Raw genomic sequence first — 1,838 nt, 5'->3', positions numbered from 1 at the left:
GCAGGCAAACTGGACTTCTCCGCCTTCAACTCGCATGCCCGCTGAAGGCCGTTACCCACTCCGTTTTCAAAAGAGCCGCAATTTGCAACCCGCAAGGGAGATGAACTCGCGGTGTACGTGAAGCGATGGACTAATGACAGCATGAAGGAAATTGCGCGAATTCGGGTTGACGCAAGCCTTGTTGACTTCAAACTAACTAGCCCTAAGACGCGCCATAAAGTGCGTACGCGAGTGGATACAAACGGCGAGGGGACCTACCGGCGTGGAACCTACCTAGTGAAGAAGGGAGACACGCTGACGTCCATAGCGAAGCTTCATTGCACGAGCGTTGATTTTCTAAAACATGTCAATGGGCTTGACTCCGACCGTATTCTTGCAGGACAAGTGCTAAAAGTGCCGCCTGTGAAAAACCGGGGCGCTGATGCGCCTCGCCCTCGTGCTCCCTCCGACACCCAGCGATCCCCGTCATCTAGCGCGCCGGCTAACCGTGTGCCTGGGCAAGGGGAGTCATCGTCGTCTAACGCTTCGCACGTACCTGTATCAGTTCAAGAACAAAATACCAACGGGGCACCGACGCATACGTCGCAACGGGCTGCACCTCCAATCATTTTCCCGCTTCGCACACGGCCCTTGAATGACAGGCACGCGATCTACGGTGAGCCAAACGTGGGACGAGAAGGCGACTATTCATGGGACAAGGCGCTGACAGAAGGAGGAAGGCCCGTAGCTCGCTTCGGCACGAAGCGTGCAAAGGGGCGCCTGCACGCTGGGCGAGATCTATACGTTGAGAAGAATACCGAGATAGTCGCGATCGCGCCCGGCGTTGTTCTTCGATGCTCTGCCTTTTACATGGGTACTAATGAAGTTTCGATCCATCATACGGCGTCCGATGGTCAACAGTTCATTGTTCGCTACGGGGAAGTAGATCCGTCTTCAATCACTGTCAGAGTGGGGCAGCGAGTTGAACAGGGCCAGATTATTGCGAAGAGTGGAGTTCTTCTGGACGCTGGTCGTCCGCTGAACGTTGTAGGACACAAGAACGTTTCCATGCTTCACTTCGAAGCCTATTCTGGCGCATTAGGGTTCAGTGTGGCACCTTCACTGTCGCAGCCGGGTTCGCACGGGTTCCAACGACGTGGAGACCTCATCGATCCCCTGAGCATACTTCAACAAGGATATCGCGCAACGTTTCTTTCCAGTCCTGCCCCGCAGCAAACTGGCGATCGAAAGCCCATCGGTCAGCTTTGTACGTCCGATCAGGGCAAAGCCTTCATTAGAGAATGGGAAGGCGTTTACTTTGATGTAAGCAGAGAAAACGTGCTGTACTACGATGATAGTAAAGGGTACTGCACGGTAGGTTGGGGGCATCTAATTGCGAAGAAGTCGTGCGAGCAGCTCGGATATAGACATCGAGTCAGTACAATGCCGAAGAGGGATGCACTGGCTCTGTTTGATGCGGATGTTCTTGAACACGAGCACAGACTGAAAGCGAAGATTACTGCACCTCTGTATCAGTATGAATTTGACGCATTAATGTCTTTAGTATTCAATCTTGGCGGCCTGAGCAAAACGCCGATGCTTTGCGAAAAAGTTAATAACTGCAATTACCGAGACGCTGCTAGCGAATTCTTGGATATCGAGAACAAATCGCGAAGAAGAAGTGAACACAACTTGTTCACTACCGGCACTTACGATGCCCGACACTGAAAGGAATGCAATGACGCAAGTAATGAAATGGTTGGCGTTGTTTTCACTCGTAGCATGGCGGTTTCAAGGTTGAAGCGCAACAGCGAATTTAATGTTTAGAGCCATGAGGTTGAGCTGCGGAAGCGAGTGTG

Annotated in this window: 1 protein-coding gene and 1 pseudogene; both read left to right on the top strand. The window is 52.3% G+C overall.

Translation table 11 applies throughout. From position 1 onward, the window contains the following. Nucleotides 1-141: 141 nt before the first annotated feature. Nucleotides 142-387: pseudogene (locus AB6804_RS31755) on the top strand (LysM peptidoglycan-binding domain-containing protein); the annotation flags it as partial. 279 nt (nt 388-666) lie between these two features. Continuing rightward, nucleotides 667-1,707, top strand: a complete 1,041-nt coding sequence (locus tag AB6804_RS31750) for a glycoside hydrolase family protein (RefSeq protein WP_370889819.1) — start codon at nt 667-669, stop codon at nt 1,705-1,707. Nucleotides 1,708-1,838: the final 131 nt, after the last annotated feature.

The sequence above is a fragment of the Caballeronia sp. RCC_10 genome (assembly GCF_041360715.1).
In the GTDB taxonomy this organism is placed as follows: domain Bacteria; phylum Pseudomonadota; class Gammaproteobacteria; order Burkholderiales; family Burkholderiaceae; genus Caballeronia; species Caballeronia grimmiae.
This window is presented reverse-complemented; position numbering and strand designations above follow the sequence as displayed.